General features: G+C 74.5%; 23 protein-coding genes. 3 read left to right on the top strand and 20 right to left on the bottom strand.

The window, feature by feature from the left end; translation table 11 throughout:
* Positions 1-20: 20 nt before the first annotated feature.
* Both KPL57_RS41855 and KPL57_RS41850 read right to left on the bottom strand, forming a co-directional pair.
* Positions 21-893, bottom strand: coding sequence for a serine protease (locus KPL57_RS41855; protein ID WP_226355942.1), 873 nt, complete (start codon positions 891-893; stop codon positions 21-23).
* Positions 894-1,039: 146 nt separating this feature from the next.
* Complete coding sequence (locus KPL57_RS41850) at positions 1,040-1,933, bottom strand: MoxR family ATPase (protein WP_226355941.1); 894 nt, start codon at positions 1,931-1,933, stop codon at positions 1,040-1,042.
* Between the two features lie 108 nt (positions 1,934-2,041).
* Between KPL57_RS41850 and KPL57_RS41845 the strand changes: the two genes are divergently transcribed.
* Complete coding sequence (locus tag KPL57_RS41845; protein ID WP_374203840.1) at positions 2,042-4,144, top strand: ATP-dependent DNA helicase RecQ; 2,103 nt, start codon at positions 2,042-2,044, stop codon at positions 4,142-4,144.
* A gap of 171 nt (positions 4,145-4,315) precedes the next feature.
* The gene (locus tag KPL57_RS41840) at positions 4,316-4,915 is read left to right on the top strand and encodes a hypothetical protein (protein WP_226355939.1); all 600 of its coding nucleotides are present in this window, start codon (positions 4,316-4,318) and stop codon (positions 4,913-4,915) included.
* 311 nt (positions 4,916-5,226) lie between these two features.
* On the opposite strand, the gene KPL57_RS41835 is transcribed toward KPL57_RS41840, so the two are convergent.
* From KPL57_RS41835 to KPL57_RS41775, 13 genes are all read right to left on the bottom strand, one after another.
* A complete protein-coding gene (locus tag KPL57_RS41835; protein ID WP_226355938.1) occupies positions 5,227-6,285 on the bottom strand; it encodes an ABC transporter substrate-binding protein in 1,059 nt (352 codons plus the stop codon).
* 58 nt (positions 6,286-6,343) lie between these two features.
* A complete protein-coding gene (locus tag KPL57_RS41830) occupies positions 6,344-7,234 on the bottom strand; it encodes an alpha/beta fold hydrolase (protein ID WP_226355937.1) in 891 nt (296 codons plus the stop codon).
* Positions 7,231-8,268: an amidohydrolase family protein gene (locus tag KPL57_RS41825; protein ID WP_226355936.1), complete on the bottom strand. Its 1,038-nt coding sequence runs from the start codon at positions 8,266-8,268 to the stop codon at positions 7,231-7,233. Before KPL57_RS41825 ends, KPL57_RS41830 begins: the two co-directional genes overlap by 4 nt.
* Entirely contained in the window at positions 8,265-9,368 is a 1,104-nt protein-coding gene (locus KPL57_RS41820; RefSeq protein WP_226355935.1) for an amidohydrolase family protein, read from the bottom strand. Before KPL57_RS41820 ends, KPL57_RS41825 begins: the two co-directional genes overlap by 4 nt.
* The gene (locus KPL57_RS41815) at positions 9,365-9,859 is read right to left on the bottom strand and encodes a Rieske (2Fe-2S) protein (RefSeq protein WP_226355934.1); all 495 of its coding nucleotides are present in this window, start codon (positions 9,857-9,859) and stop codon (positions 9,365-9,367) included. Before KPL57_RS41815 ends, KPL57_RS41820 begins: the two co-directional genes overlap by 4 nt.
* Positions 9,860-9,929: 70 nt before the next feature.
* Positions 9,930-10,880, bottom strand: a complete 951-nt coding sequence (locus KPL57_RS41810) for a LysR family transcriptional regulator (RefSeq protein ID WP_226355933.1) — start codon at positions 10,878-10,880, stop codon at positions 9,930-9,932.
* 1 nt (position 10,881) lies between these two features.
* Positions 10,882-12,393, bottom strand: coding sequence for a sensor histidine kinase (locus KPL57_RS41805; RefSeq protein WP_226355932.1), 1,512 nt, complete (start codon positions 12,391-12,393; stop codon positions 10,882-10,884).
* Between the two features lie 15 nt (positions 12,394-12,408).
* Complete coding sequence (locus KPL57_RS41800; RefSeq protein WP_179760620.1) at positions 12,409-12,654, bottom strand: hypothetical protein; 246 nt, start codon at positions 12,652-12,654, stop codon at positions 12,409-12,411.
* Entirely contained in the window at positions 12,651-13,706 is a 1,056-nt protein-coding gene (locus KPL57_RS41795) for an ABC transporter ATP-binding protein (RefSeq protein WP_226355931.1), read from the bottom strand. Before KPL57_RS41795 ends, KPL57_RS41800 begins: the two co-directional genes overlap by 4 nt.
* Entirely contained in the window at positions 13,703-14,746 is a 1,044-nt protein-coding gene (locus KPL57_RS41790) for an ABC transporter ATP-binding protein (protein WP_226355930.1), read from the bottom strand. Before KPL57_RS41790 ends, KPL57_RS41795 begins: the two co-directional genes overlap by 4 nt.
* Complete coding sequence (locus KPL57_RS41785; RefSeq protein ID WP_062401343.1) at positions 14,743-15,609, bottom strand: ABC transporter permease; 867 nt, start codon at positions 15,607-15,609, stop codon at positions 14,743-14,745. Before KPL57_RS41785 ends, KPL57_RS41790 begins: the two co-directional genes overlap by 4 nt.
* Complete coding sequence (locus KPL57_RS41780; RefSeq protein ID WP_226355929.1) at positions 15,596-16,612, bottom strand: ABC transporter permease; 1,017 nt, start codon at positions 16,610-16,612, stop codon at positions 15,596-15,598. The genes KPL57_RS41785 and KPL57_RS41780 overlap by 14 nt, the downstream gene beginning before the upstream one ends.
* Positions 16,609-18,225 (bottom strand): ABC transporter substrate-binding protein, encoded by a 1,617-nt coding sequence (locus KPL57_RS41775; protein ID WP_226355928.1) that lies wholly within the window; start codon positions 18,223-18,225, stop codon positions 16,609-16,611. Before KPL57_RS41775 ends, KPL57_RS41780 begins: the two co-directional genes overlap by 4 nt.
* A gap of 468 nt (positions 18,226-18,693) precedes the next feature.
* On the opposite strand from KPL57_RS41775, the gene KPL57_RS41770 reads away from it, so the two are divergent.
* Positions 18,694-19,422, top strand: a complete 729-nt coding sequence (locus KPL57_RS41770) for an IclR family transcriptional regulator (RefSeq protein ID WP_226356695.1) — start codon at positions 18,694-18,696, stop codon at positions 19,420-19,422.
* A 65-nt stretch (positions 19,423-19,487) separates the two neighbouring features.
* On the opposite strand, the gene KPL57_RS41765 is transcribed toward KPL57_RS41770, so the two are convergent.
* Genes KPL57_RS41765 through KPL57_RS41745 form a run of 5 tightly spaced genes read right to left on the bottom strand, consistent with a single transcriptional unit; the run spans position 19,488 to position 24,080 of the window.
* On the bottom strand, positions 19,488-20,492 hold the full coding sequence (locus KPL57_RS41765) for an amidohydrolase family protein (RefSeq protein WP_226355927.1): 1,005 nt from the start codon (positions 20,490-20,492) through the stop codon (positions 19,488-19,490).
* 9 nt (positions 20,493-20,501) lie between these two features.
* Complete coding sequence (locus KPL57_RS41760) at positions 20,502-21,611, bottom strand: zinc-binding dehydrogenase (protein ID WP_226355926.1); 1,110 nt, start codon at positions 21,609-21,611, stop codon at positions 20,502-20,504.
* On the bottom strand, positions 21,608-22,474 hold the full coding sequence (locus KPL57_RS41755; RefSeq protein WP_226355925.1) for an SDR family NAD(P)-dependent oxidoreductase: 867 nt from the start codon (positions 22,472-22,474) through the stop codon (positions 21,608-21,610). Before KPL57_RS41755 ends, KPL57_RS41760 begins: the two co-directional genes overlap by 4 nt.
* Complete coding sequence (locus KPL57_RS41750) at positions 22,471-23,523, bottom strand: hypothetical protein (protein ID WP_226355924.1); 1,053 nt, start codon at positions 23,521-23,523, stop codon at positions 22,471-22,473. The genes KPL57_RS41755 and KPL57_RS41750 overlap by 4 nt, the downstream gene beginning before the upstream one ends.
* Positions 23,520-24,080: a UGSC family (seleno)protein gene (locus KPL57_RS41745; protein WP_226355923.1), complete on the bottom strand. Its 561-nt coding sequence runs from the start codon at positions 24,078-24,080 to the stop codon at positions 23,520-23,522. The genes KPL57_RS41750 and KPL57_RS41745 overlap by 4 nt, the downstream gene beginning before the upstream one ends.
* Between the last annotated feature and the right edge of the window lies 1 nt (position 24,081).

Below are 24,081 nucleotides of genomic sequence, written 5' to 3'. Positions count from 1 at the left end.
ACACCGCGGGGGTCCTCCGCCTAGAAGGCGGGGTCGATCGGCACCGGCTGCGGAGTGAAGGGACGGTCGCCCTCGACCAGGCGCAGTGCTCCGCCGTGGCCGCCGGGGCCGTTGGCGTAGTCGAGGATCTTCCGCAGGTCGCTGATGCCGTTCGTGCCGGGAGCCGGAGCCAGGTTCAGCGTCGAGAGGACGCCGAGGGCGCGGCCGTCGGCGGTCAGGTAGCCCGAGCCGGAGTCACCGGGCACGCCCGGCGGGACGGTGACGACGGTGTGCGTCCAGCCGCCGCCCCCGGTACCGGTCGAGGTGCCGGTCTTGGGCTTCAGCGCGCGCACGCCCTGGCGCAGCGAGGAGTTGCCGTAGCCGTAGACGATCCCGCCGGTCGCGACGCCGTCGGTGGCCACCCCGGTCGGGCCGCCGTAGAACGGCACCGCGGGGCTGGTGCGAGCGGCGTCGTCCGGGCTGAGCTCGACCAGCGCGAAGTCGTTGAACCGGCAGGTGTCCGGGTCGGTCTCGCCCCGCTCCTGCATGCTCAGCCAGGAGGAGTACACGAGCCGGCCCGGTGCGGCGGCGCCCTCGACCTCGACCGGGGTGCCGAGCGGCAGCGACCCGGCCTCGCACCCGTCCACCTCGGTGGACCCCCCGGTCCCCGCACAGTGTGCGGCCTGTCCGAGGTAGGTCGCGGACCCGTCGGTGAAGACGAAGTTCGCGGTGCACTGCGCACTCTCGGGTCCGGTACGGGTCATGACCCCCGGGTGCACGCCGGCGTCCGGGGCGCCGTCCTGCGCCGATGCGGTGCCGGCGGCGGCGAGCCCGAGCGCGAGCACGGCGCCGGCGGCCAGTCCGGCGCGCAGCAGGCGGCGGGCGGTGCGGGGCAGTTCCGGGAGGGCGGTCATCGGTGGGCCTCCGGTCGCTGGGGAGCGTGTAACCGGAACAACTCGCGCCACTCGTCCCGGTTACGCCCGGTGCCCCGATCGATCCGATCTTCACTCCATAGGGGTGCAGACCTTGACAGCCGATCAGCGGTGCGTGACTGGGCCGTTCAGTTCAGCCGCAGCTCGGCGGCCGCCTTGTCGGCGTCCGAGCGGTGCTTCAGCACCACACCGAGGGTGGCGCGGACGGCGTCGTCGTCGAGGGTGTCCAGGCCCAGGGCGAGCAGGGTGCGGCCCCAGTCGATCGTCTCGGCGACGCTGGGGGCCTTGCGCAGCTCCATCGCGCGCAGCACCCGCACGGTGCGCACCAGCGCGTCGGTGAGCTGCTCGGTCAGCTCCGGGACGCGGGTGAGCACGATCCGGCGCTCCAGGTCGGCGTCGGGGAAGTCCAGGTGCAGGAACAGGCAGCGGCGCTTGAGCGCCTCGGACAGCTCACGGGTGGAGTTCGAGGTCAGCAGCACGAACGGACGCCGGTTCGCGGTGACGGTGCCCAGCTCGGGGATGGAGACCTGGAAGTCGGACAGGACCTCCAGCAGCAGGCCCTCGACCTCGACGTCGGCCTTGTCGATCTCGTCGATCAGGAGCACGGTCGGGTCGGTGCGCCGGATCGCGGTGAGCAGCGGGCGCGGGAGCAGGAACTCCTCGGAGAACACGTCGTCGCGGGTGGAGTCCCAGTCCGCGCCGTCCTCGCCGCGCTGCCCGGCGGTGATCCGCAGCAGCTGCTTGGCGTGGTTCCACTCGTACAACGCGCGGGCCTCGTCGATGCCCTCGTAGCACTGCAGGCGCACCAGCCCGGACGCCGTCGCTGCGGCGACGGCCTTGGCCAGCTCGGTCTTCCCGACCCCGGCGGGGCCCTCGACCAGCAGCGGCTTGCCGAGCCGGTCCGCGAGGAACACCGTCGTCGCGACGGCAGTCGAGGCCAGGTAGCCGGCGTCGGCGAGTCGGGCGGTCACGTCCGCCACGGAGCCGAAGACCGGGCGGTGGGCGGGGCTGTCGGACGACACGCGATCATCCTGCACGCCCGGCCCGCCGCGCGTCGGACGGGTGGCCCGGTTCACACCCCGGCGGCCCGCGTCGGGTCGTTGTCAGGGGTCGGGTCCACCATGGGTGTCGTGACCACCGCATCGAGCACCGACCTGCGCGAGCGCGCCGAGACCGTCCTGCAGCAGCTGGCCGGCCCGCAGGCCCGGCTGCGCGAGGACCAGTGGACGGCGATCGAGGCGCTCGTCGCCCAGCACCGCCGCGCGCTGGTCGTGCAGCGGACCGGCTGGGGCAAGTCCGCGGTCTACTTCGTGGCGACCGCGCTGCTGCGCGAGCAGGGCGCCGGGCCGACGGTGATCGTGTCGCCGCTGCTGGCGCTGATGCGCAACCAGATCGACGCCGCGATCCGCTCCGGGATCGTCGCGGTCACGGTGAACTCGGCGAACGCCGACGAGTGGGACGCGGTCTACGCCGACATCGCGAACGGTGACGTCGACGTGCTGCTCGTGTCCCCGGAGCGGCTCAACAACCCCGACTTCCGCGACCGGGTGCTGCCGAAGCTGGCGGCGAGCGCCGGGATGCTGGTGGTCGACGAGGCGCACTGCGTCTCCGACTGGGGCCACGACTTCCGCCCGGACTACCGGCGGCTGCGCACGCTGATCGCCGAACTGCCGTCGGGGATCCCGGTCCTGGCGACCACGGCGACGGCGAACGACCGGGTCGTCACCGACGTCTCCGAGCAGCTCGGGATGGGCCGTGACCAGCAGGACACGCTGGTGCTGCGCGGGTCGCTGGACCGCGAGTCGCTGCGCCTGGCGGTGGTCCGGCTCCCGAGCCCGGCGCGGCGGCTGGCCTGGCTCGCGGCCAAGCTCGACGAGATGCCCGGCGCCGGGATCGTGTACACGCTCACCGTCCAGGCGGCCGACGACGTCGCCGAGTTCCTGCGCGAGCGCGGCGTCGCGGTGCGCTCCTACTCCGGGCGCACCGACCCCGAGGACCGCCTGGCCGCCGAGTCCGACCTGATGGAGAACCGGGTGAAGGCCCTGGTCGCGACCTCCGCGCTGGGGATGGGCTTCGACAAGCCCGACCTCGGGTTCGTCGTGCACCTGGGCGCGCCCGCCTCACCGGTCGCCTACTACCAGCAGATCGGCCGTGCCGGGCGTGCGCTGGACCGGGCCGAGGTGGTGCTGCTGCCCGGCCGCGAGGACCGCGACATCTGGGCCTACTTCGCGTCGCTGGCGTTCCCGCCCGAACCGCTGGTCCGCCAGACCCTCGCCGTGCTGTCGGACCGGCCGCAGTCGACCGCCTCGATCGAGACCCGGGTCGACCTGTCCCGCGCCCGGCTGGAGATGCTGCTCAAGGTCCTCGACGCCGACGGCGCCGCGAAGCGGGTCAAGGGCGGCTGGGTCGCGACCGGCCAGGAGTGGGTCTACGACACCGAGCGGCACGAGCGCGTGAACGAGGCCCGGCGCTCCGAGCAGCAGGCGATGCTCGACTACATCGCGACCACCGAGTGCCGGCTGGTGTTCCTGCGCCGCCAGCTCGACGACCCGGACCCGACGCCGTGCGGGCGCTGCGACACCTGCACCGGCACCGTCTGGTCCGACGAGGTGTCCGCCGACGGCGAGCAGGCCGCCGCCGAGCGCCTGACCCGGCCCGGGATCGAGGTCGCGCCACGGAAGATGTGGCCGTCCGGGATGAAGGACATCGGGGTCCCGCTGTCCGGGAGGATCGCCGCGGGCGAGCAGGCCGCGTCCGGCCGGGCGATCGGGCGGCTGTCCGACATCGGGTGGGGCACCCGGCTGCGCGAGCTCGTGACCGGCGGCGACGACCCGGTGCCGGCCGACGTGCTCGACGCGTTGGTCCGGGTGCTCGCCGGGTGGGGCTGGGAGCAGCGCCCGGTGGGCGTGGTCGGGATCGGCTCGCGCACCCGCCCGCACCAGCTCGACCACCTCGCCCGGCGGATCGCCGAGATCGGCAGGCTGCCGCTGCTCGGCACCCTGTCCCCCGCCGGCGAGCGCCCCGCGGCGACGGAGAACTCCGCCCAGCGCCTGGCCGCGGTGTGGGAGGGGCTCGACAGCGCGACCGTGCCGGACCTGTCCGGGGTGGACGGGCCGCTGCTGCTGGTCGACGACGTCGTCGACTCGGGCTGGACGATGACGGTCGCCGCGCGGGCGCTGCGCCGGGCCGGGGCCCCGGAGGTGCTGCCGCTCGTGCTGGCCGTCGCCGGGTGATCGGCGGCCGGAACCTCCCCGGCCGGGCCGTCCCGGGCGGTGCTCCGTCCGCCGGAGGATGCGGCCACCGCGACGAACGACGTAGCCGGACCGGGTCAGCAGCGGCTCACCCGGTCCGGAGGCCGCTCCTAGGCTCGGCGCCGTCGCCGTTCCGCCGGAGGAGGAGCACCCATGAGCCGCTCCTCCACGGACCCGGTTCCCGGCTCGCTGTTCGGCCGCCGGTTCGTCGTGGTGCCCGGGACCGTCGGCGACGACGACCTCCGTGCGCTGGGCGCCGAGGCCGCGGCGGACGGGCGGATCAGCGGCCTCGTACCGGCGCACCGCCCGGTGACCTCGGACGTCGCACAGCGCCTCTCACGGCTGGCGGAGTCCCGCCACCTCGCCTCACCGTTCGCCCCGACCGAGGTCGGCTGGGTGACCCGGCACGCCACGGAGCCCCGCCGGGACCGGCGCTTCTACCTGGGCTGCACCGCGTGGGTGGTCCTCGCCGGAGGCGGGACACTCACCGAGCACTCCGAGCGTGACCGGGCCGAGGTGCTGCACCGCAGCCGGATCGCGGCGGGCGACGTCGTCCTGCTGCGGGGGTGGAGCCCGCTCGGCGTCGCCGACCCGAGGCCCTACCTGCGGATCGCGCCCGACGGGCCGCCGGTGGCGCTGATGCGGGTGCGGGTGCGGCAGAACCTGGTCGGCTCGGCCCGCGAGTCGGCCTGGCTGCCGCTGCTCACCGCCGCGGAGATCACCGAGGCCCGCGCCCGCGCCGCCGCCTGCTGACCGGACCGGGCCGGCCCCGCTCGGCCCGGCCCAGCTAGGCCCGGCTCGGCCCGACCCAGCTAGGCCCGGCCCGGCTCTGCCCGGCGCAGCTCGGCCTAGCTCGGCCTAGCTCGGCCCGGCCCGGCTCTGCCCGGCGCAGCTCGGCCTAGCTCGGCCCGGCTCGGCCCGCCCCGGCTCGGCTCGGCTCGGCACCGCCGAGATGCAGCTCAGCGGGGTCCCCGGCCCCCCGGAGCCCGCTGAGCTGCATCTCGGCGCCCGGACACCGCGGCCGGGACGGCGGGCGGGCGGCGGGAGCGGGCGGTGGTCCGCGGTCAGCGGGCGGGAGCCGGGGTCAGGCTCGTGTCCAGCCAGGCGGCCGGGTCGAGGCCGGGCGGGAGCTGACCGATCCCGACGATCTCGTCGTAGGCGGCCTGCCAGCGCTGCGGCGAGATCCCCAGCAACGTGTCACCGGCGGTGTAGGCGTCGACGTAGGCGGCCAGCGCGGCCTTCGCCACCTCCGGGTCGCCCAGCGCGGGGACCTGGTACTCGGAGTCGATCAGCCGCATCGTCTCGGCGAACCCGTTGGCCTCGTCGTCGACGATGAACTGCATGGCCTCCTCGACGGCGGAGGCGTAGCGCTCCAGCCGGTCGCGGGTCTGCGGGTCGGCCATCTGCGCGGCGGAGGTGACGTACATCTGGGCGCCGGCGTCGATGTCCTGGTTCGGGTCGTAGACGACCGTCTCGGGGCGGGTGTGGTCGAGCAGCACGGAGGTGTCCAGCGACACGATGTAGGAGTCGACCCGGCCCGAGGTCAGGAGGTCGAACACGCCGGGGCTCAGCCCGACGACCTGACGCGACACCTCCTCCGGCGGCACCCCGGCGGACCCGGCCACCAGGTCCAGGGTGATCGAGCTGGTGCCGCCCTCCGACGGGGTCCCGACGAGCCGGCCGCGGAACTGCTCGGCCCGGGTGACCGGAGCGGCCTCGGTGGAGATCATCCGGATGGTGCCGGTGTGGATCGGCTCGCCGAACGCGAGCAGCGGGGCGTTGCGTTCACCGGCGGCGATCATCGTCTCGATGTCGCCGATCCGGGTCAGCTGCGCGCCGCCGGCGAGCACCGTCTGGATCGCCGGGGCGGAGCCCTGGGTGGCCTCGAACGTGACGTCCAGCCCGCGTGCCTCGAACAGTCCCCGGGTGTCGGCGATCATCTCCGGGGCGAACGACAGGCTCTCCATCGGCAGTACGTTGAGGAAGGTGACCGGCTCGCCGCCGCCGTCACCCCCGTCGTTCCCGCCGCAGGCGGCCAGCACCGCACAGACGGCCAGCACCGCGGCGCAGGTCCGGCCCACGCGGCGGGCTCCCCGGACGCTCCTGGTGGATGTGGTGGTCATGGCTCACGTCTCCTCGCGTCGTTGCGATCCGTGGCGGTCCCGGGTTCCCCCCGGTTGTTCATCGATGGAGTCGATACCGGCTGGTCGTGGGGAGGAAGGCGGCCAGCTCCGCCCGTACCTCGTCGGGTGCCTCCTCGGCGAGCAGGTGCCCGGCGTCCAGTGCCCGCCCGGTCGCGGCCGGGGCCCAGACCCGCCAGTCGTCCAGCACCGCCGGTGCCCGCCCGAGCGGACCGCGGCGCCCCCACAGGACGAGTGTCGGCGCGGTGATCGTGCGCCGGCCGCGGTCGGCCTCGTCGTCGGCGGCGTCGACGTCGAACCCGGCCCGGTAGTCCTGGCACATCCCGTGCACCACCTCCGGGCGCGCCCACGCCGACGCGTACGCGGCGAGCGCCGCCGGGTCGCAGACCTCCGCCAGACCCCGTCCGAGGATCGCGTCGGGCTCCGCGGCCACCAGCCGCTCCGCCAGGTCCGCCGGCTGCGACAGCAGGAACCAGTGGAACGCCCCCCGGGCGAACCCGGCGTCGGCGCGGGCCAGCACGTCGGCCGTCGGGAGGATGTCCAGCACCGCCAGCGCGCTCACCGCGCCGGGATGGTCCAGCGCCATCCGGTACGCGCAGCGGGCACCCCGGTCGTGCCCGACGACGGCGAACCGCTCGTGCCCGAGCGCGGCCATCACCGCCACCAGGTCGGCGGCCATCGTCCGCTTGCCCGACGCCGCGACGGCGGCGCCCGCCGGGAGCGCGCTGTCGCCGTAGCCGGGCAGGTCCGCCAGCACCACGGTGCGGCCGTCGAGCAGGCCGGGGGCCACCCGGTGCCACATGACCGACGTCTGCGGCCACCCGTGCAGCAGCAGCACCGGCGGGCCCTCCCCCGCCTGCCGGACCCGCACGGTCCCCCCGGACGGCGTCGGGACGTCCTGCGGGCTCCCCGGCAGCCCGATCCCGCTCACCCGAGCCGGTACCACTCGGCGGCCGTCCCGCCGCGCACCGCGGCCAGCTCGTCGCCGTCCAGCACGGCCGCGAGCCGGTCGGCACCGGGACCGTGGTCGTGCGGGTGGTCCCCGGCGTGCATCAGCAGCTCCGGGCCGAGCAGGTCGACCGCCTCCCGGGCCTGCACCGGGTCGGACGGCAGGTGGATCGGCGCCGTGGTGAACCGGACGTGCTCACGGACGATCTCCGACGGCGGCCGGTCCACCCAGGGCACCTCGCGCCAGACGCCCTTCCAGTCCTTGTCGAACCGCCACAGCAGCGTCGGCAGCCAGGTCGAGCCGCACTCGGCGACCGTCACCCGGAGTCCGGGGAGCTCGGCGAACACGCCCTCGGTCACCAGGCTCACCAGCTGCCCCTGCGCGACGACGTGCCCGTTGGCCAGGTAGTCCTCCAGGTAGCTGTGGGTCATCCCGCTCGACGTCGGCGCCTGCCCTGCACGCCCCCACGCGTGCAGGGTGACGACGAGACCGTGCTCCGCGGCGGCACGCAGCACCGGCCGGTTCCCGATGTTGCCCCAGCGGGTGTCGTTGCGGACCGGCAGCAGTGCGGTGACGACCTCTGGCCGGTCGCCGATCCGGTGGATCTCGGCGACCGCGGCGTCGACGTCGAGGGTCGGCACGACCATCGCCACCCGCAGCCGCGGGTCGTGGGCCTGCCACCGCTCCAGGAGCCAGTCGTTGAGCGCCCGGCAGAGCGCCGCCTCGTAGTACGGGTTGCGGTTGGTCTGGAAGGTGCTGGTGCAGGTCAGGATCGCGAGGTCCGTGCCGTCCGGGGAGAGCACGCGCTCCCCCAGCGCGCCGACGTCGGACAGCGGCCGGCCACCCGGGCCGATGCCGGGCGGGTAGGCGCCGCCCTGGGTCGGCGACAGCGACACCCCGCCGTCGGTGGTGTAGTCGCGCCAGTACGGGTCCATGTGCGCGACCACGTCGGACAGACTCGACGGGACACAGTGGACGTCGGTGTCGACCACCACCCCCACCGCCGGGGCGCTCATGCCGCCACCCGCTCGGGCAGGCCGTAGAGCCGGCAGGCGTTCGACCCCATGATCGGCTCGCGCAGGTCGGCCGGGAACAGCCGCGGCGCCGCCGTCGGCGAGTCGAAGTCCCAGTGCGGGTAGTCCGAGGCGAACATGATCCGCTCGCCCAGGCCGAGATGCCGGATCACCGTGGCCAGGTCCGCCGGGTCGCGCGGCTCCTCGATCGGCTGCGTGGTGAACCACAGGTGCTCACGCAGGATCTCCGACGGCGGCCGGTCCAGGTGCGGGACGTCCTCCCGCAGCGCCGCCCACCCGTCGTCCAGCGACCAGATCAACGGCGCCGCCCAGGCCAGCCCGCCCTCCACACAGACCACCTGCAGCTCGGGGAACTCGGTGAGCACGCCCTCGCAGAGCAGGCTGGTGACCAGCGCGCCCATCATGTTGCCGTTCCAGACGTGCTCCTCGAGATAGAACGAGGGCCAGCCGGCGCCGCGGTGCTGCTCCAGCCCGCCGGTGTGCGCGGCGATCGGCAGCCCGGCCTCGGCGGCGGCCGCGTAGATCGGCCAGTACCGGCGCCTGCCGAACCCGGACTCGCCGCCGGTGGCCAGCAGCACCTGGCAGAACCGCGGGTCGCCCGAGCGCCTGCGGATCTCCGCCGCGGCCAGCTCCGGGGACTCCAGCGACACCGCGATCGACGACCGCAGCCGCGGCTCGCGGTCGAGCCAGCACTCGGCGACCCAGTCGTTGAGCGCCCGGCACAACGACGCCGCGAACTCCGGGGTCTCGGCACCCCAGCTGTGCGACTGCAGCGGAATGAGCACGCCGTGGTCGATGTCGAACTCGTCGAGCAGCTGGTCGCGGACGAGCTGCAGGTCGCTGCCCGGGAAGGCGCCCTCCGGCCAGGCGTCCAGCCGGTAGCCGGAGTTGCGCACCCGCGGGTAGACGTCCGGCGGGGCGGGGACACGGCTGCCGAACAGCTCGTAGCGGCGCCGGGCGGCCGGGTCCAGGCGCGGCATCAGCTCGGCGGGCGGGCAGGCCGGGTGGATGTCGGTGTCGACGATCGTGAAGCCGGTACGCCGGCGGGCCGGCGCCGCGGGCGCCTCGGGTGCGGTGGTCACGGGCTCTCCCCCTGGCTCGGAACGGTGCGGGCGGGCCGCGGCGTGGTGTCGACGACGACGTGGTCGCCCGAGCCGAACCGCTCCACCGTCACGTCGAAGGTCTCGGCGACGAACGGGCCGGGCCTACGCTCCCCGGGCGCGGGATCCGCAGTGGACACGTCGGCGGGCTCGACGCTCACCTCGTAGCTCCGGGCCGGCGGCTCCCCCGGGCCGAGGAACGACTGCCCGGTGGCCAGGTCGTACTCCCAGCCGTGCCAGGGGCAGGCGATCAGGGCGTGCTCGTCGTCGCGCTCGTACCGTCCGGGTGTGCTCGACCGGACCCACGCCTGCGTACGGCCCTGGCACAACGGTCCGCCCAGGTGGGGGCAGTGGTTGTTGAGCGCGTAGAACCGGTCACCGACCCGGAAGACCCCGATGGAGCGCCGTCCACGGGTCACGATCCTTCGTTCGCCGGGCGGGAAGTCGTCCACCCGGGCCACCACGATCCGCATGCTCCCGACGCTATGTCGCAGGTCACCCCGGACGGAAAGAGGAAGTTCGGATGCGGGTCATCCACCGCGTCTATGGGCCGGGGCGCAACGAGCGCGAGGCGGTGTCCAGCATCGCGCGCAGCCAGGTGTGCGCGGCGTCGTCGGAGCGCAGCCGGTGCCACCAGAAGATCTCCACGATCGGCGGCGGGTCCCCCGGGCAGGGAAGGATCCGCAGGTCGGGACGGTCGGCGAAACCGGCGGCGAGCCGACCCTGCATGACCGCGACCCGATCGGTCCCGGCGACGAACCACGGGGTGGCCGCGTAGCTGTCGACCCGCACCGCCACCCGCGGCCGGGTGCCGAGCATCGCCAGCAGGGGCGCGAGCGGGGAGCTCGCCGGGTACTGCGGGTCGGGCTGGTTCGGGATCACCCACGGCAGACGTTCGAGGTCGGCCAGCTCGATCCGGTCCCGCACCGGGTTCTCCGCGTCGACGACGCACACCCAGCGGTCCCGGAACAGCTCCTGGCCGCACAGCTCGTCGACCTTGAACTCGGCCTTCGGCGCGGAGATGATCCCGTCCAGCGTGCGCAGCGTCTCCGGCAGGTCGCCGGGCAGCCTGCCCTTCACGACCGGGATGTGCAGCCGCACGCCGGGTGCGGCCTCGTGCACCACGCGCGACAGCGACTCGCCCATCGCCGCCAGCACGTAGTCGGTGGTCATCACCGTGAACTCGTGCTCGGAGACCTCCGGCCGGAACGGCTCCTCCGGTGCGAACAACCGCTCCAGACCGAGGCAGAGCGGCTCGACCTGGAGGGCGAGCCGGCGGCCCAGCGGGGACAGCACGTAGCGGCCGCGGGTGCGTTCGAGCAGGTCGTCGTCGAAGTGCCTGCGCAGCCGGGCGAGCGCGGCGCTCGCCGCGGGCTGGGTCACCCCGACCCGCTCGGCCGCCCGGGTGACGTTCTGCTCGCGCAGCAGCTCCCGCAGGATCACCAGCAGGTTCAGGTCGACGTTGGCCAGCGCGGCCGTGGCGGAACGGGGCACCTCAGGTCTCCTGCTCGTCCAGGCCCGAGACCGGGAGCACGGTCCGGACCGTCCAACCGCCGTCCGGGCGCGGGCCCGCCGAGCAGGCACCGCCCCACCGTTCGGCCCGCTCACGCATCGACACCAGCCCCAGGCCGCCGGGCACCCTGGCCGGCGGATCCGCGGGCCGGGTCCCGGACCCGTCGTCGGCGACCTCGACCACCAGGTCGCCGTCGCTGCGTTCGATCCGCACCCGCACCGTGTCCGCCCCGGCGTGCTTGACGGCGTTGTGCAGGGCCTCCCGGACGGTCCGGTAGAGGTCGTCGGTTACCCCGGGGCCCAGCCGCGGGTCCACCGGGGCGACGACGTCCACCCGCAGGCCCGTCCGGGACTGCACCTCGGAGGCGTGCGTGCGGACCGCCTCCACCAGGTCACCGCCACGCGGCGCGGCCGGGTGCATCTCGCGCACCAGCAGCCGCAGGTCGTCCAGTGCGTCGGCGGACATCGCGGACAGCTCGGTCGCCGCGCCCAGCACGCGGGCCGGGTCCGGGTCGGAGCGGTCCAGCCGGCCCTGCAGTGCCGAGACCTGCATGCGGATCGAGAACAGCTGCTGCACCACCGAGTCGTGCAGGTCCCGGGCCAGCCTGCGGCGCTCCGCCGTGCGGGCGTCGGATCGAGAACGGGCCACCAGCCGGGCGGTGTCCACGGCGACGGCGGCGTGCGCGGCCATCGCCTCCAGGAACGCCAGCGACGACGGGTCCGGCGCCTCGTCCGGCTCGTAGTAGGCGTTGATCACGCCGACGGTGGTGCCACGGACGACCATCGGCATCGCGACGAACCCGTCCCAGTCCGGCCGGTCCATGATCTCGTGCAGCGGCTCCCACGCCGGGTCCGCCATGATCGCCGCCCGGCGGTGCGGGACGACGACCGCCTCGCCCCGCGCGTGCGCCTCCAGGAACCGGATGTCCGCGCCGCCCTCCCGGCAGGCCCGCAGCCGCCGGACGAAGTCGGGTGCCGCGCCGAACCCGGCCATCCCGAGCACCTGCAGGTCGGCCGCCGGGTCGTCGACCGCCAGGATCTGGGCGGCCGCGATGTGCGCGGTGCCGATGATCTCGCGGGCGATGGCGTCCAGCGTGCCGGCCAGCGACCCCGCCTCGGCGACCCCAGCGGCGGCCCGGACGATCGCGGTCAGCCGCTCCTGCCGGGCCAGCCGGTCGGTGACGTCGCTGAACCACACGGCCAGGCCGCCGGTGCCGTCCGGCGCGGCCCGGTAGCGGAGCTCGCGGGCCGACCCGTCGGCCCCGGTCCAGCGCACCGTCCGGGTCCCGGACGGGCCCACCGGGCCGGGGACGAACGGCGCTAGGACGCCCACGAGCTCGTCGGCCGGGCGGCCGAGCAGCCGGAGGGCGGCCGGGTTCAGCGAACGGAACCGGCCGTCGGCGTCGAGCAGGACCAGGCCGTCCGCACACACCGCGACGAGCGCGGCCGCTCCCGGCTCGTCCCGGTCGGGAACGGTCGTCACATCGGTGTGCACCGCACCATCATGCGGTCACTCGCCGCCCGGTTCGAGCGTTTCGCCGGGGTAGCCGATCTCGATCCGCTCCTCGGGGACGCCCAGGGCCGAGTGCAGCACGGCTCGCATCATGTCCTTCGGGACGAGACAGTCCGCGCAGGCGTCCGGTCCGGCGCTGATCCGGACCTGCAGCCGGTCGCCGGACTCGGTCACCTCCATCGCGTAGTCGTCGGCCTCCAGACCGGCGCGCAGTCCGTCCAGAGCGGCGTGGTCGATCGTCATGTGCGGGTCCCTTCGTCGTCGGTGCGTCCGGGTGGGTCGAGCGGGAAGTGGCAGGCGGCCCGGTGCCCCGGCGCCAGTTCGACGAGCACCGGTTCCTCCTCGGCGCAGCGCTGCTGCGCGCGCGGGCAGCGGGTGCGGTAGCGGCAGCCGCTGGGCGGGTCCAGCGGCGACGGCGGCTCGCCGGGGGGCGCCGTGGGCCGCCGCACCCGTCCGGTCGCCGGGTCCAGGCCGGGGATCGAGTCGAGCAGCGCCGAGGTGTAGGGGTGCCGGGGCGCGCGGTAGAGCGCGGTCGCGGGGCCGATCTCGGCGAGCTGCCCGAGGTGCATCACCGCGACCCGGTCGCTGACCTGTTTGACCAGCGCGAGATCGTGCGCGATGAACAGGTAGGACAGGCCGAGCTCGGAGCGCAGGCGTTCGAACAGGTTGAGCACCTGTGCCTGGATCAGCACGTCCAGCGAGGACACCGCCTCGTCGCAGATGAGCAGCGCCGGGTCCAGCGCGATCGCCCGGGCGATCGCGACCCGCTGGCACTGCCCGCCGGACAGCTCGTGCGGGCGCCGCCGCCCGTACAGCGACGGGTCCAGCCCGACCATGTCCAGCAGCTCGTCGACGCGGCGGGCACGCGAGGCGGCGGTGCCCTCCCGGTAGCCGACCAGCGGCTCGGCGACCAGCTCGGCGACCCGCCAGCGCGGGTTCAGCGAGCCGAACGGATCCTGGTAGACCATCTGCAGCGACCGCCGGGCCCGCACCAGGTCGCGCCGCCGCAGACCCATCAGGTCGACACCCTGGAACTCGATCTCGCCCGACTGCGGCCGCGGCGCCTGGATCAGCGACCGGGCCAGCGTGGACTTGCCGGAACCGGTCTCGCCGACCACCCCCAGCGTCTCCCCCGGGTGGACCTCCAGCGACACGTTCGAGACGGCGTGCACCACGCCGCCCTTCACCCCGCCCGCGGCCCGGACCGGGAACTCCTGGACGACGTCGCGGGCGGCCAGCAGCGGGGCGACCGGAGCGGCCCGCGACCCGGCCCCCCGGTGGTCGGTGACGGTCATCGCCGGTCCTCCTCGGGTTCGGTGCCCCGGCCGGGTTCGGGATGCCAGCAGGCCCAGCGGTGGCCGGGCTCGTGTTCGGTCAGTGGCGGCTCGGTCAGGCACTGCTCGTCGGCCGAGGCGCACCGTGGGCGGAACGGGCAGCCCTCGGGCAGCGCCCGCAGGTCGGGCGGCTGGCCGGGGATCACCGGCAGCAGGGTGTGCGACGGCCGGTCGAGCAGCGGGATCGCGCCGAGCAGTGCCGCGGTGTAGGGCATCCGGACGGCACCGAACAGGGTCGGCGCGGGCGCGTACTCGACGGCCCGGCCCGCGTACATGACCAGCACGTCGTCGGCGTAGCTGGCGGCCAGCCCGAGGTCGTGGCTGATCATGACGACGGCGGTGCCGAGCCGCTGCTGCAGTTCGGCCAGCAGCTCCATGATCTGGGCCTGGGTGGTCACGTCGAGCGCGGTCGTCGCCTCGTCGGCGATCAGCAGCCGGGGCTGCCCGGCCAGCGCGATCGCGATCATGACCCGCTGCCGCATCCCTCCGGAGAGCTGGTGCGGGTACTCGAAGAAGCGCCGCTCCGGTGCCGGCAGCCGGACCATCGTGAGCAGCTCGACGGCACGCTCCCGCGCCGACCGGGCGTCGACGTCGGCGTGCACCCGGACGGCCTCGGTGATCTGGTTGCCGATCCGCATCGTCGGGTTGAGCGAGCGGGCCGGGTCCTGGAAGACCATGGCGATGTCCGAGCCGCGCCGCCTGCGCATCCGGCGCTCCGGCATGCCGATCAGCTCGGTGCCGTCGAACGTCGCCGAGCCGGTGACCCGGGCGGAGCCGGGCAGCAGCCCGAGCAGCGCCCGGGAGCTCACGCTCTTGCCGGACCCGGACTCGCCGATCACCGCCAGCGTCCGTCCGGGGGCGACGCTGTAGGACAGCCCGTTGACCGCGTGCACGGGAACGCCCTCGCGGGTGAACCGGACCCGCAGGTCCCGCACCACGAGCAGCGGATCTCCGACCGGCGCCGGGTCGGTACGGGCCGGCTCGGTGCCGGAGATGGTCATCGGCCGCTCCATCGTGCGCGCAGGGTCTCGCCGAGCAGGTTGAAGGTCAGGACGGTCACGAAGAGCACCAGGCACGGCCAGACGACCAGCATCGGCGTCGCGGACAGGCTCTGCTGGCCCTGGGCGATCATGTTTCCCCAGCTGGGGGCGGGTGGCGGGATGCCGAGCCCGAGGAACGACAGCGCCCCCTCGATCACCATCACGATGCCCATGCCGAGCATCCCGAAGGTGATCAGCTGGGGTGCGATGTTGGGCGCGACGTGGCGCAGCAGCGTCCGGTGGCCGGGCGTCCCGCACAGCTCGGCCGCGGCCATGAACGGCTGCTCGCGCAGCCGCAGGGTGGCGGCCCTGGCGATCCGGGCGAACGCCGGCACGCTGAAGAACGCCAGCGCGAGGACGGTGTTGGTCCGGCTCGGGCCGAGGCTCTGAGCCACCGCCAGGGTCAGCACCAGCGACGGGAACGCGATCAGCACGTCCAGCACCCGCATGATGACGGTGTCGACGATCCCGCCGAGGAAGCCCGACACCGCGCCGAGGGTGCCGCCCACGAGCAGCCCGAGCAGGTTCACCGACACCGCGACGATCAGCGACGAGCGCCCGCCGTGCAGCACCCGGGACAGGATGTCGTTGCCGTTCGGGTCGGTGCCGAGCAGGTGCCCCGGTGAGAGCGCCGGGAGGTAGCTCGACAGCACGCTCCCGCCGACCGGCGGCGGCAGCGGCAGCACCACCGGTCCGACGAAGCAGGCCGCGGTGATCAGGGCGAGCAGCCCGCCCGGCAGGACGACCGCCGGGCTCCGGAGCAGGCCGCGCCTGCCCGGCGGCGCGGTGGGGACGACGGCGGTGACGGGCTCAGCGACTGCCATAGCGGATCCTCGGGTCGAGCACGGCGTAGAGCAGGTCGGCGAGCAGGTTGGCCAGCACCGCGATCACGGCGAACACGACGACGCAGGCCTGCACCACCACGAAGTCCCGGGTGTTGATCGCCTGCAGGAGCAGCTGCCCGAGGCCGGGCAGCGCGAAGATCTGCTCGATGATCACGGTCGCGCCGATCAGCGTCCCCAGGTTCAGCCCGACCACGGTGATCAGCCCGAACGACGAGTTCCGGAACGCGTGCCGCACCAGTACCCGCCACGGCCCGACGCCCTTGGCCCGGGCCGTGGTGATGTAGTCCTCGCCCTGCAGCTGGTCCACCAGGTCCCCGCGCAGGAACCGGGTGTAGAAGCAGAACAGCGGGAACGCGATCGCCACCGCGGGCAGCGCCAGCGAGTGCAGGTTGCCGGTCACGCTCTCCGAGAGCGGTACGAAGCCGATCGCCGGGAAGATCGAGAACTGCACCGCGAACAGCAGCACCAGCAGCAGGGCCAGCACGTAGTTCGCCACCGACAGCCCGGTGATGCTGACGAGCATGCTGAGCCGGTCGAACAGGCGGTTCGGCCGGTAGGCCGCCAGCAGCGCGACCGGGATCGCCAGTCCGAGCGACAGGACGAAGGCCATCCCCACCAGCTGTCCGGTGACGGCCAGTCGCTCCGCGAGCACCGGGGTGACAGGCTGGCCGCTGACCACCGAGTTGCCGAGGTCACCGGTCACGGCGCCGCCGAGCCACTGCAGGTAGCGCACCGGCCCGGACCGGTCGAGCCCGAGCCGCTGTTCCAGCGCGGCGATCTGCTCGGCGGTCGCCTCCGGTCCGAGCAGCTGCTGCGCCGCCCCGCCCGGGATCAGGCTGAGCACCCAGAAGGTCAGGACGCTGGCCCCGAGCACGATGGGGACCGCCACCAGCGTCCGCTTGCCGACCATCCGCAGCGCCGGTGACCCGCGCAGCGCCGCGAGGCGCGCGGAACGGTCGCGGACCGGTACGCCCGCGGTCACTGCTGCGACTCCCGCCAGACCTCGTCCCAGTGCACGCCGGTGTTGACGACGATCGGCGGGATCCGGCTGGTCAGGCCCGGTCCGTACACCCCCGGGACCGCGAGGTTGGCCGGAGCGAACGCGAGGCCGAACGGGCCGTAGTGGTTCTCGGCGATCAGGCCGCCCGCCCGGTCGTAGAGCTCCTGGCGCTGCGCGGGATCGACCGAGGCGGCGGCCTGGTCGAACAGTGCGTCCAGCGCGGGGTCGGCGACCCCGGAGAACGGGCTGTCCGAGTCGAACCGGAAGTTGACGCCGACCCCGGCGGCCGGGTCCCACGAGCCGGCGGTCTGCAGCATCGCCTGCCAGCCGCCCCCGTTGAACTCCTGGACCAGTGTGGACAGCTCGTAGGTCTCGGTCCGGACGGTGATTCCCGCCTCCTGCCACTGCGTCTGCAGCGCGGTCATGACCTGCTCGGCCACGTAGGACCCGAGTGTCCCGAGGTCGACCTCCAGCCCGCCGAGCTCCGCGACGAGCTGCCGCGCCCGCTCCGGGTCGTGGCCGGTGTAGCCGGGGGTCGACTCGGTGTGGAACAGCCCGCCCGGACCGGTGAAGCTCTGGCTGACCGGGTAGAGGCCGCGGAACAGGCCCTGCCCGATCGCGTCGAAGTCGGTGGCGGCGTAGATCGCCTCCCGGGCCCGCGGGTCGTCGAACGGCGCGGCCCGGGTGTTGAGCTGGACGACGTAGGGCGACGTCGCGGGCTGCACGGTCACGGCGAGCCGCCCCTGGGACTGCGCCTGCTCCAGCAGCGGCGTCGTGGTCAGCCCCTCGTACGCCTGCGCCTGCCCCGCCAGCAGCGCCTGGTAGGCGGGCTGGTCGCCGCCGATCGACTGGAAGGTCAGCCGGTCCAGGTAGGGCAGACCCTCCTTGAAGTAGTCCGGGTTGCGTTCCAGCACCAGCTCGGAGCTGAGCTGGTTCGACACCACGGTGAAGGGCCCGGCGCCGACCGGCTCGATCGCGAACGCGTCCTCGCCCTTCGTCGCGAGCGCGGAGGGCGAGGCGATCCAGTTCACGTTCGTCACCGGCATCGCGTTGATCACCGCGGCGTAGGGCCGGGTGAACTCCAGGACGACGGTCAGCGGCCCGTCCGTGGTGATCCCGCCGTCGGCCAGTGGCCAGTTCGGCGAGCAGGTGCAGGGCGAGTCCACGGCGCGGCGGAAGTTGGCGGCGACCGCCTCGGCGTCGAACGGCGTGCCGTCGGTGAACCGGAGCCCCTCACGCAGGGTGATCCGGACCGTCCGGCCCCCGTTCTCGACCGAGCTGCTCTCCGCCTGGTGCGGCTCCACCCGGGCGTTGCTGCCGTCGTCGTCGGCGACGAGCCGGAACAGCCCGCCGTAGATCGCGCTCATCTGCGGCACGTTCGCCCCGCCGGTGGTGTTGGTCGCCGGATCCAGGCCGGTCGGCCAGCCGCCGGCGAACGACGCGTTCTCCAGCACCGTCAGCTCACCGCCCCGCTGGGGTGGACCGGTCGGCTCCGCGGGAGCGCCGCCCGCGTTCGTCGTCGCCCCACCTCCGCAACCGGCCACGACCATGGCCGTGGCCAGCAGCAGGGCCGGCAGGTGCATCCGTCGTCTCACGGGGCACTCCCGTTCGGTTCGGGACCGGCCGGCCCGCGCTGCGGCGGGGCGTCCGGTCGGTGGTGGGACCCGGGGACCGGCGGTCGGGGCGGCCGGGAACGTGATCGGGCTCACTGTGATGTCGACCAGCGTCGGACAGCCCCACGGTCGCGGTGGAGGGCGCTTCCGCCCGGCGGAAGACAACTTGGCGCCCCGCCCGGCCCGACCACGACGAATGACGTAGGCAGCTCTGTCCCATCCGACCCGTTCGTCCGTGCTGCCCTTGTGACGCAGCGTGTGACCTGCGGAGACTGGCCGGGCGCCGGCTCCGGCCGCCGCACGACGTGGACGCTGGACAAGGGGGTCGGGCGTGGTGGAACCCTGCGGTACGACGGGCACGAGGGCCGGTCGATGACGGTCACGGCGGAGCGCGGCCCGGGGTGGGCCCACGAACCGGATCCCGGCCGGCGGGTCACCGCCGCGGGCCGGATGCTGGCGGTGCTCGACGCCTTCGGACCCCGGCACCGGTCGCTCACGCTCAGCGACATCGCGCGGCGTGCCGGGCTGAGCCTGTCGACCGCGCACCGGCTGGTGCACGAGCTCGTGGCCTGGGGTGCGCTGGAGCGCGACGGCGAGGGCCGCTACTCGGTCGGGCTGCGGCTGCTGGAGCTGTCGGCGCTGGCACCGCGCGGTCTCGGCCTGCGCGAGGCCGCCTACCCGCACCTCGAAGACCTCCACCGGGCCACCCGCGGCAACGTCCACCTGGGGGTGCGGGACGGCACCGGCGTGGTCTACGTGGAGGCGATCCGTGCCCGCGTCCGCAACCCGGTGAACAGCCGGGTCGGGGACCGCTGGCCGATGCACGCCACCGGCACCGGGCTGGTGCTGCTCGCGCACGCCGAACCGGAGTTCCAGGAACAGGTGCTGAGCGCGCCGCTGGAACGCTTCAGCCCGCTGACGGTGATCGACCCGGACGAGCTGCGCCGCACCCTGGCCTCGATCCGGCAGACCGGGGTGGCGGTGGCGCGCGGGCAGATCACGGTGCCCGACATGGTGGTCGCGGTGCCGGTGCTCGACGCCGGCGGACGGGTCGCCGCGGCCGTCAGCGTGGTCGTGGAGGCGACCGACGCGCGGACCCGCGAGCTCGCGGGGGTGTTGACGCAGGCGTCCCGGGCGATCTCCCGGACCCTGGGGCCACGCCCGGTCACCGGCCTCTGAGCGTCCGGCACACGCCGCTCCCCCGGGCACCGGGCCCGGGGGAGCAAGCGTGCGGCGATACCGGGTCAGACCGGTGGGTCGACCCCGAGCCAGCGGAAGGTGTTGTGCCACAGGATGTCGTCCAGCTCGGCCGCGGACAGGTCCAGCGACCGCAGGGTCCGGCCGCAGGGCTCCTCGCGCGGCATCGCCGGGAAGTCCGAGCCCGCCAGCAGCCGGTCGTGGCCGAGCAGGTCGACGAGGTAGCGCAGGGCGCGGTGGTCGAAGACCATCGTGTCGTAGTAGAAGCGCCGGGCGAGCTCCGACGGGGACGGGCCGTCGTCGTGCGCGAACGCGCGCTCGGGCACCGCGGGCTCCTCGTTCCAGGTGCCGCTCCAGAAGTACTGCGCCCGCGGCAGGACGAGCGGGAACCCGCCGGCCGCGTGGCTGAACGACAGCCGCAGGTCCGGGCACCCGGCCGCGGTCCCGCCGGTGACCATCGACGCGGCGGCGGTCGCGCCCTGCAGGCCGACCACGTGGGTGCCCATCGCCGAGGCCGGGAGCTGGTCGGTCGGGGCGGGCATCGCGTGCACGAACACCGGCAGCCCGAGCCGTTCCGCCTCGGCGAAGAACGGCCGGAACCGCTCGTCCCCGATCGGCCTGCCGAGCACTCCGGAGGCGATCTCGACACCGTGCAGGCCGGCGTCGCGGATCTGCTTCAGCTCCGCGGTCGCGGTGTCCGGGTCCTGCATCGGGACGATGCCGAAGCCGTAGAGCCTGCCCGGGGCGGCCGCGCTCAGCGTCGCGGTGAACTCGTTGACGTGCCGGGCCAGTGACAGCCCGTCGGCGACCGGGAGGTCGTAGCGCAGCAGCGGCGGCATCGGGGTGATCACCTCGGCGTCCACACCGGACGCGTCCTGGGCCTCGATCCGCCGTTCGGCGTCGAAGAACGCGGCCTTCGCGGTGAACCGCACCGACCCGAACACCAGCAGCCGGGCGTCGGTGCCGTCGATCGCCTCCATCCGCGGGAAGCACCCGGGGGCGTCGCCGGGGTAGTCGTGGGGCAGCAGGTGGGCGTGTGCGTCGATCAGCACGGCGACTCCTCAGCGCAGGTGGGGATGGACCGACACGTGCACCGCGCGCTCGCCGGGCTCGTCCCCGCCGAGGGTCCGCAGTGCCAGCGCGGTGTCGTCGAGCCCGAAGGTGTGGGTGTGCAGCTTCTCCAGCGGGAAGCGGCCGGACTCGATGATCGCGATGGCCTCGGCGTAGCCGCGGGCGTCGACGCCGAAGGCACCGCGCACGGTCAGCGCCCGGTTGATGATCAGGTCGGTGTTCAGCGGGTTCTCCCGGCCGCCCTTGAGCCCGGCGAGCACGACGGTGCCGCCGTGCTTCGCGGCGCGCAGTGCCTGGGTGAGCGGGGCGGCGGCCATCGGGGTCAGCTCCAGGACGACGTCGGCCCCGGCCCCGCCGGTCAGGTCGAGCACCGTCTCGACCGGGTCCTCGGCGCCCTCCCCGTCGACGACGACGGTGTGGTCGGCGCCGAACTCCCTGGCCAGCTCCAGCTTGTGCACGTCGGACTCCAGTCCGGTGACGACGATCGTCCCGGCCCCGGCCGCACGGGCGGCGATCACCGAGGCGATCCCGCGCTGGCCCGCACCCAGCACCAGCACGGTGTCGCCGAGCCCGACGCCGCCCAGGTGCACCGCCCACCGGACGCCGGCGCCGAGCGGGTTGAACATCACCGCCAGCTCGGCGGGCAGGTCCCGGTCGACCTTGTGCAGCACCGCGTTCGGGGCCAGGTAGAGGTGCTCGGCCATGCCGCCCCAGAGAGACGGCGCGACGTCGGTCCCGGTCACGCCGTGTGCGTTCCCGCGGTGGCGGCAGGACTGGTAGCGGCCGGTGAGGCAGTCGTGGCAGGCCCGGCACGGCACGATGACCTCGAGGGCGACCCGGTCACCCGGCTCGACGCCCCACCGGGCGGCCGCGCGCTCGCCGACCTCCTCGACGATCCCGAGCGGCTCGTGCCCGGGGATCACCGGCTTGCCCGAGCCCATCCGCATGTGGCCGCGGAACATCTCGACGTCGCTGCCGCAGATCCCGTTCGCCTCGACCCGCAGCAGCCCGTCGTCGGCACCGATCGCGGGGCGCGGGAACTCGCGCAGCTCGATCGTCCCGGGTGCGGTCTGGACGGCCGCGCGTACCTGGTCGCTCATGGTGTGTCTCCTGCGTGGTCGGCGGGTCGGGGCAGCGGGAACGGGCTGAGCCCGCCGCCGTCGAGGACGAGGGTCTGGGCGGTGACGTAGCCGGCGTCCTCGGCGGCGAGGTAGGCGACCGCCGCGGCGACGTCGTCGGGCCGTCCGGCCCGCCCGACCGCGATGGACCGCCCGCGGGCGGCGACCGCCGCGACGGCGGCCTCGTCGTCCAGCGTCGGATCGAGCACCGCCCGGCTGGTGGCGAGCAGGCCGGGACAGATCGCGTTGACCGTGATCCCCCACCCGGCGACGTCCATCGCGAGCGCGCGGGTCAGCCCGACCACCCCGGCCTTGGACGCCGAGTAGGCGGCCGAGCGCGGGGCCGCGGACAGCCCGGCCATCGAGGAGATGTTGACGATGCGGCCGTAGCGCTGCCCGCGCATCACCGGCACCGCCTCCCGGCACATCAGGAAGGTGCCGGTCAGGTTGGTGTGCAGCAGCTCCTGCCACACCTGCAGCGAGGTCTCGCCGATGTCGGCCCGGTCGGCGCCCTGTGGTGCGGCGGCGTTGTTGACCAGGACGTCGAGCCGGCCGAACTCCTCGACGGCGGTGCCGACCATGCGGGCGGCGTCCTCGGGCCGGCCGATGTCGCCGAGCACGGCGACGGCCCGGGCCCCGGTGCCGGTGAGCTCCGCGGTCAGCGTCGTGAGCCCGTCGTGCGTCCCGGTCCCGGTCTGCGCCGCCTGCCGGGCGTTGGGCACGCCGCCGGGCGCCCGGTCGGTGACGACGACGGCGTACCCGGCCGCGGCGAGCCGGCGGGCGATCCCCTGGCCGGCGCCGTCCGGCTTGCCGCAGCCGGTGACCAGTGCGACCCGGGCGCTCACCGGGTCACCCCCGCCACCGGGACCGAGGTGCCCGACCAGTCGGAGAACAGCCGCACCACCATCGAGATGCCGGCGTTGCGGGCCCCGGCGACGGCCAGCAGCAGGTTCTCCCGGCCGGAGCCGGCGAGCAGCGGGTCGAAGCCGTCGCCGCGGGTGCCGTCGGCGAACCGGACCTGGCCGTCCAGGCCGTCCTTCCCGGCCCGGGCGAGGTCGGTGACGCTGCGGCCGCACCGCTGCGCCAGCCAGGCCCGCACCTCGGCACGGCCGAACCCGGCGGCGGCGAGCTGCTGGGCGTGCTCGGGACAGAACACGACCCCGGCGCTCGCGTGCCGGAAGATCCAGGCCCCGGTGCGAGAGAGCGTGTCGGCGACGTCGGCGAGCAGCTGCTCGGCCGAGCCGGTGTGCCGGTTGTCGACGTACTCGCAGGTCCGCAGCAGTGTCGCGGACACGGCGGACTCCCCCGGCGCGACGCCGGCCTCGACCGACAGCGGCTCCCAGGGGCTCTCCTCCTCGTTCTCGGCGATGCAGATCTGCCAGCGCCCGGGCAGCCCCTGGGTGGCCTGCTCCAGGGCGTGCGGGTGCACGCCGTAGACGTTGCGCACGATCAGCCCGATCGACCGGGCGACGGTGGCGTTCGGCCGGAACCCCGGCCCGAACACGCCGCCGGTGGAGTTGAACCCGAGCGCGTCGCGGACCGGGCCGTTGACCACGATCAGCGGTGCCGGGCCGCTGGTCGACTGCCAGCCCCCGCCGCCGGTGGCACGTTCCGCGGTCAGTGCGGCCCAGGCCGCGAGCACGACGGGGAAGTACTCCGGGCGGCAGCCCGCCATCACCGCGTTGATCGCGGCCAGCTCGACGGTGACCGCCCGGTCCAGCTGCGGCAGCCTGCCGATCTCGGTCTCCGGGGCCAGATCGGTGGTGGCGAGGAAGCGGTCGACCAGCGCGCGCGACGCGGGCACCACCGGCAGCCCGTCGGTCCAGCCCTGCTCGAAGCAGTGCTCGACCGCGGCGGCGGCGAGATCCGGGTCCGGGTCGGTCCCGGCGGTCACCGCTGCGCCCCGGTGAGCAGAGCGGCGACGTCGCCGGCGAGCCGCGCGGCACGGTCCCGGACCTGGTCCGGTTCGAGGATCGCGACCGGGTGCGGGGTGGTCAGGTAGCGGTAGCCGGTGGCGCCGCGCAGCGCGGCCATCGTGTCGGCGGTGGCGGCGAACGCGTCGCTGCAGATCACCGCGGCGGGCACCCCCGCCTGTTCGAACAGCACCCCGTCGGCGACGGCGGAGGCGCTGCACGATCCGCAGTCACCGACCCCGGTGACGACGACGTCGCAGCCGCGGGCGTACTCCTCGATCAGCTCGTCGGGCGCGGGGACGGCGAACTGCCGTTTCGTGCGGGCCACCGTGACCCCGGCGGCGCCGTGCTCGTCGACGAGCAGCCGGGCCAGTTCGCTGAGCAGCAGGTCGGCGTTCTTCTTGGTGTTCTCCAGGACCCCGATCCGGAGGCCGGTCAGGTCCGGGCGGCGCGGTGCGAGCAATGCCGCCCCGGGCTCCGGGGAGGGATCGGCGCCCCGGCCGGTCGGATCGAGTATGGGGTTGGGCTTCTCGGACACG

Source organism: Pseudonocardia sp. ICBG601 (genome assembly GCF_020496245.1).
Note: the sequence above shows the minus strand (reverse complement) of the source record. Positions and strands in the feature narration are given on the sequence as shown.

Excerpts from the sequence above, each read along its gene's own strand:
- KPL57_RS41790 (WP_226355930.1), bottom strand. The coding sequence starts at position 14,746 with ATGACCATCTCCGGCACCGAGCCGGCCCGTACCGACCCGGCGCCGGTC.
- KPL57_RS41855 (WP_226355942.1), bottom strand. The coding sequence starts at position 893 with ATGACCGCCCTCCCGGAACTGCCCCGCACCGCCCGCCGCCTGCTGCGC.
- KPL57_RS41815 (WP_226355934.1), bottom strand. The coding sequence starts at position 9,859 with ATGCGGATCGTGGTGGCCCGGGTGGACGACTTCCCGCCCGGCGAACGA.
- KPL57_RS41835 (WP_226355938.1), bottom strand. The coding sequence starts at position 6,285 with ATGACCACCACATCCACCAGGAGCGTCCGGGGAGCCCGCCGCGTGGGC.
- KPL57_RS41800 (WP_179760620.1), bottom strand. The coding sequence starts at position 12,654 with ATGACGATCGACCACGCCGCTCTGGACGGACTGCGCGCCGGTCTGGAG.
- KPL57_RS41825 (WP_226355936.1), bottom strand. The coding sequence starts at position 8,268 with ATGAGCGCCCCGGCGGTGGGGGTGGTGGTCGACACCGACGTCCACTGT.
- KPL57_RS41770 (WP_226356695.1), top strand. The coding sequence starts at position 18,694 with ATGCTGGCGGTGCTCGACGCCTTCGGACCCCGGCACCGGTCGCTCACG.
- KPL57_RS41760 (WP_226355926.1), bottom strand. The coding sequence starts at position 21,611 with ATGAGCGACCAGGTACGCGCGGCCGTCCAGACCGCACCCGGGACGATC.
- KPL57_RS41840 (WP_226355939.1), top strand. The coding sequence starts at position 4,316 with ATGAGCCGCTCCTCCACGGACCCGGTTCCCGGCTCGCTGTTCGGCCGC.
- KPL57_RS41795 (WP_226355931.1), bottom strand. The coding sequence starts at position 13,706 with ATGACCGTCACCGACCACCGGGGGGCCGGGTCGCGGGCCGCTCCGGTC.
- KPL57_RS41785 (WP_062401343.1), bottom strand. The coding sequence starts at position 15,609 with ATGGCAGTCGCTGAGCCCGTCACCGCCGTCGTCCCCACCGCGCCGCCG.